The sequence below is a fragment of the Mycobacterium sp. genome (assembly GCF_035314665.1).
Taxonomy (GTDB): domain Bacteria; phylum Actinomycetota; class Actinomycetes; order Mycobacteriales; family Mycobacteriaceae; genus Mycobacterium.
Genome location: NZ_DATFZD010000110.1, coordinates 1 through 4,444 on the forward strand (window position 1 = coordinate 1; position 4,444 = coordinate 4,444).

Here is a 4,444-nt window from a genome sequence, read left to right on the forward strand (position 1 = left end):
ATTCGTCCGGCAATACCTGACTAGACCAGCGAGGCCAGTTCGTTGATCTGCTCGGTGCTGCGCCCGCTGACCACCATCATGGTGACGCCGGCGGCCTCCCAGGCCTTGATCTGGTTGCGCACGTGGTGCAGGTCTCCGACGATCGCGGCGTCGTCGATGACTTCGTCGGGGATGATCGACGCGGCCTTGTCCTTCTGATCGCTGCGGAAGAGCCTCGTCACGTCGTCGACCACCTCGGCGTAGCCCATCCGGCGATAGACCTCGGCGTGGAAGTTGGTGTCCTCCGCGCCCATGCCGCCCATGTAGAGGGCGATGTAGGGCTTCATCGCCGCGAATGCGGCGCTGCGGTCATCGGTGATGACGATGTTGGCCGTCGCGCAGATCTCGAAGTTCTCGCGGCTGCGACGCGCGCCGGGCCGGGCGAATCCCTCGTCCAGCCATTCGTTGTAGGTGTTGGCCATCCGCGGCGTGTAGAAGATCGGCAACCAGCCGTCGCAAACCTCCGCAGCCAGCGCGACGTTCTTCGGCCCCTCGGCACCCAGCATGATCGGGATGTCGGCCCGCAACGGATGGGTAATCGGCTTGAGCGGCTTGCCCAGACCCGTCGCGCGCTCACCGGTCAACGGCAGCGGATAGTGCGGGCCGTCGCTGGTCACCGGCTTCTCGCGGGCCCACACCTGCCGGATGATGTCGATGTACTCCCGGGTGCGGGCCAGCGGCTTGGGAAATGGCTGCCCGTACCAGCCCTCCACCACCTGCGGGCCGGAGACCCCGAGACCGAGAATGTGCCGGCCACCGGACAGGTGATCCAGCGTCAGGGCGGCCATCGCGCATGCGGTCGGGGTGCGGGCGGACAGTTGCACCACCGAGGTGCCCAGCCGTAGCCGACGCGTCGATGAACCCCACCAGGCCAGCGGCGTGTAGGCGTCCGACCCCCACGCTTCGGCGGTGAACACGGCGTCGAAACCGGCGTCCTCGGCCGCGGCCACGAGTTCGGCGTGGTTCTCGGGCGGCTGAGCGCCCCAATATCCCAGCTGGAGTCCGAGCTTCATGCGAGCCGCCTTTCCTGCAGGTCTCGACCGTATCTTGAATCCATTCTTAGAACCTGTTCTACTCGATGCTGTGACCGCCAGCCAAAGCAGCCCGGTGCAGATCGATACCCATCAGCCGCCGCTATCGGCACCGCTGAAGCTATCCTTCGACTACACCCGTTCAGTCGGACCTACCCTCAGCCAGTTCTTCACCGCCCTGCGTGAGCGACGCATCGTCGGCGTCCGGGGCTCGGATGGCCGGGTCTACGTTCCGCCCGCCGAGTTCGATCCCGTGACCTACGAACGATTGACCGAGATCGTACCGGTGGCCAGTGTCGGGACCGTGCTGTCGTGGACCTGGCAGCCCGAGCCCCTCGAGGGGCAGCCGTTGGATCGGCCGTTCGCCTGGACGCTGATCAAGCTCGACGGCGCCGACGTTCCACTGCTGCACGCCGTCGACGCCGGATCGTCCGACGCGATCAGCACCGGGGCGCGGGTGCACGCCCATTGGGTCGACGAACCGGCGGGTGCGATCACCGACATCGCCTACTTCGCCCTCGGTGACGAGGCCGAGCCCGTCCCCGAAACGACTGACGACCGCGATCCGGTGACGGTCCAGGTGACGCCGAGCAGCATCGAAATCCAGCACACCGCTTCGCTTCCCGAGAGCGCGTTTCTGCGCGGTCTCGAAGAGGGCAAGCTGCTCGGCGCCCGCACCGGCAAGGACGGAAAGGTGTACTTCCCGCCGAAGGAAGCGGACCCGGCGACCGGCCTGGAACTCGACAACTTCCTCGAGCTGCCCGACAAGGGCGTCGTGACGACGTTCGCGATCATCAACATCCCGTTCGCCGGCCAGCGCATCAAGCCGCCGTACGTCGCGGCCTATGTCCTGCTCGACGGCGCCGATATCGCATTCCTGCACCTGATTCAGGAGATCGACGCCTCCGAGGTGCGGATGGGCATGCGGGTGCAGGCGGTGTGGAAGCCCCGCGAGGAATGGGGCCTGGGCATCGACAACATCGAATACTTCAAGCCGACCGGCGAACCTGACGCCGAATACGACACCTACAAGCACCACCTGTAAAGGGAATAACGTGACCGATCGCGATGTAGCCGTCGTCGGATTCGCCCATGCGCCGCATGTGCGCCGCACCGACGGCACCACCAACGGCGTCGAAATGCTGATGCCGTGTTTCCACGCGCTTTACGACGAACTCGGGCTCGAGCAGACCGACATCGGCTTCTGGTGCTCCGGTTCGTCGGATTACCTTGCCGGCCGGGCGTTTTCGTTCATCTCCGCGATCGACTCGATCGGGGCGGTGCCGCCGATCAACGAGTCGCACGTGGAGATGGACGCCGCGTGGGCACTCTACGAGGCATACATCAAAATCCTGACCGGCCAGGTCGACACCGCACTGGTGTACGGGTTCGGCAAATCCTCAGCCGGCACTTTGCGTCGGGTGCTCGCGCTGCAGACCGATCCGTACACCGTCGCACCGCTGTGGCCCGACGCGGTGTCGATGGCGGGGCTGCAGGCCCGCTTCGGCCTGGACCGCGGCAAGTGGACGGCCGAGCAGATGGCGCAAGTAGCGCTGGACTCGTTCGCCGTTGCCGAGCGCACCGATTCGGAGAAACCGGCCAAGAGCATCGACGAGCTGCTGGCCAGGCCGTTCTTTGCCGATCCCCTTCGGCGCCACGACATTGCGCCGATCACCGACGGCGCGGCGGCGATCGTGCTGGCCGCCGGCGACAAGGCCCGCGAGCTTCGAGAGAACCCCGCGTGGATCACCGGGATCGAGCACCGCATCGAGACTCCGGTGCTCGGCGCCCGGGACCTGACCACGTCGCCGTCGACGGAGGCGGCGGCGAAGGCGGCGACGGGCGGAGAGACCGGCTCGATCGACGTGGCCGAGATCTACGCGCCGTTCACCCATCAGCAGCTGATCCTGACCGAGGCTATCGGCCTGCCGTCGTCGACGAAGGTCAACCCGTCGGGCGGCACGCTGGCGGCCAACCCGATGTTCGCTGCCGGGTTAGAACGCATCGGCTTTGCGGCACAACACATCTTCGACGGCTCGGCAGGCCGGGTGCTCGCGCACGCGACCGGCGGCCCGGTGTTGCAACAGAATCTCGTCGCCGTGCTGGAAGGGAAATAATCATGGCGGGCCAGCTCGCTGCGGTGCTCGGCACCGGGCAGACGAAGTACGTTGCCAAGCGCCAAGACGTCTCGATGAACGGACTGGTTCGCGAGGCCATCGACAAGGCGTTGGCCGACTCCGGGTCGACCATGGACGACATCGACGCGGTCGTCGTGGGCAAAGCGCCCGACTTCTTCGAGGGCGTGATGATGCCCGAGCTGTTCATGGCCGACGCCGTCGGCGCGACCGGCAAGCCGCTGATCCGGGTGCACACCGCGGGTTCGGTCGGCGGGTCGACCGGTGTGGTGGCTGCCAGCCTGGTGCAGTCGGGCAAATACCGCCGTGTGCTCGCGATGGCGTGGGAGAAGCAGTCCGAATCAAATGCCATGTGGGCGTTGAGCATTCCGGTGCCGTTCACTAAGCCGGTCGGCGCCGGTGCGGGCGGCTACTTCGCTCCGCACGTGCGCTCTTACATCCGCCGATCCGGCGCGCCGACGCACATCGGGGCCATGGTGGCGGTCAAGGACCGGCGCAACGGCGCCAAGAACCCGTTGGCGCACTTGCATCAACCGGACATCACGCTGGAAAAGGTGATGGCGTCGCAGATGCTGTGGGACCCCATTCGCTTCGACGAAACCTGCCCGTCGTCCGACGGCGCCTGTGCGGTGGTGATCGGCAACGAGGACGTCGCCGACAAGCGCGTCGCCGAAGGCCATCCGGTGGCATGGATCCACGCCACCGCGTTGCGCACCGAACCGCTGGCGTTCTCCGGCCGTGACCAGGTCAACCCGCAGGCCGGGCGCGACGCCGCCAAGGCGCTGTGGAAGGCGGCAGGCATCACCAGCCCGATCGACGAGATCGACGCCGCCGAGGTTTACGTGCCGTTCTCGTGGTTCGAGCCGATGTGGCTGGAGAACCTCGGGTTCGCGCCCGAGGGCGAAGGTTGGAAGCTCACCGAGGCGGGCGAAACCGAGATCGGCGGGCGGATCCCGCTCAACGCCTCCGGCGGCGTGCTGTCGTCGAACCCGATCGGCGCATCCGGTCTGATCCGGTTCGCCGAGGCGGCCATCCAGGTGATGGGCAAGGCGGGCGATCACCAGGTTCCGAACGCGCGCAAGGCACTTGGCCACGCCTACGGCGGTGGCTCGCAGTATTACTCCATGTGGGTTGTGGGGGCCGATAAGCCGTGAAGTACACCTGCAGCATCGCGATGGGGCCGATCGATCAGTTGGTCGACATCGCAAAGACCGCCGAAGAGGTGGGATTCGACGCGAT

At 66.5% G+C, this 4,444-nt stretch carries 5 protein-coding genes; 4 read left to right on the forward strand and 1 reads right to left on the reverse strand.

Annotated features, from left to right (window positions below; translation table 11 throughout):
- Nucleotides 1–20: 20 nt before the first annotated feature.
- A complete protein-coding gene (locus VKI00_RS08275) occupies nt 21–1,052 on the reverse strand; it encodes an LLM class F420-dependent oxidoreductase (protein WP_324436634.1) in 1,032 nt (343 codons plus the stop codon).
- 70 nt (nt 1,053–1,122) lie between these two features.
- Here VKI00_RS08275 and VKI00_RS08280 point away from each other — a divergent pair, with 70 nt between their 5' ends.
- The 4 genes from VKI00_RS08280 to VKI00_RS08295 form a co-directional block, all read left to right on the forward strand.
- Nucleotides 1,123–2,115: a Zn-ribbon domain-containing OB-fold protein gene (locus tag VKI00_RS08280; RefSeq protein ID WP_324436635.1), complete on the forward strand. Its 993-nt coding sequence runs from the start codon at nt 1,123–1,125 to the stop codon at nt 2,113–2,115.
- A gap of 10 nt (nt 2,116–2,125) precedes the next feature.
- Complete coding sequence (locus tag VKI00_RS08285) at nt 2,126–3,187, forward strand: thiolase domain-containing protein (RefSeq protein WP_324436637.1); 1,062 nt, start codon at nt 2,126–2,128, stop codon at nt 3,185–3,187.
- Nucleotides 3,188–3,189: 2 nt separating this feature from the next.
- Entirely contained in the window at nt 3,190–4,359 is a 1,170-nt protein-coding gene (locus VKI00_RS08290) for a thiolase domain-containing protein (RefSeq protein WP_324436640.1), read from the forward strand.
- The coding region (locus VKI00_RS08295; protein ID WP_324436642.1) for an LLM class flavin-dependent oxidoreductase at nt 4,356–4,444 on the forward strand (89 nt) is incomplete at its 3' end. The genes VKI00_RS08290 and VKI00_RS08295, both read left to right, overlap by 4 nt.